The organism is Mesorhizobium sp. M2A.F.Ca.ET.039.01.1.1 (assembly GCF_003998035.1).
In the GTDB taxonomy this organism is placed as follows: domain Bacteria; phylum Pseudomonadota; class Alphaproteobacteria; order Rhizobiales; family Rhizobiaceae; genus Mesorhizobium.
The window spans coordinates 1-405 of the sequence record NZ_RZRY01001582.1; the positions used below are offsets into that span (position 1 = coordinate 1).

A 405-nucleotide genomic window follows, 5' to 3' on the forward strand; every position below is an offset into this window, starting at 1 on the left:
GTGCAGCACGGGCTGCACGTACAGCGCGGACAGCCGCGCCTCGCGATGCGCCTTCTCGACGGCGTCCGGGCGCACCCCGTTCTCATCCATGGCGAGCGGCACCAGATTGACGCCGAGCCGCGCCGCGATGCCCTTGACCAGCGGATAGGTCACCGCCTCGACGCCGCAGCGCGCACCGGTCGGAACCAGGGTGGCGATCGCGGTGGCGATCGCTTGACGGCCGCCGCCAGTGAAGGCGAGCCCATCGGGCCGGGGCGACCAGCCGCCGCGGGCGAGGAAACGGGCGCTTAGCTCTCGCGCCGCCGGCGTGCCGCCGCTGGTCGCCGGCCTCAGTGCAATCTGCATTGCGTCCGTATCGCCAAGTCCGGCAAGGCTCTGCGACATCAGTTGCGCCTGCCCCGGTAG

1 pseudogene is annotated in these 405 nt (G+C 72.1%); it reads right to left on the reverse strand.

The annotated features are described in order from the left end of the window. A pseudogene (locus EOA24_RS41015) lies at positions 1-384 on the reverse strand (PLP-dependent aminotransferase family protein); the annotation flags it as partial. Positions 385-405: the final 21 nt, after the last annotated feature.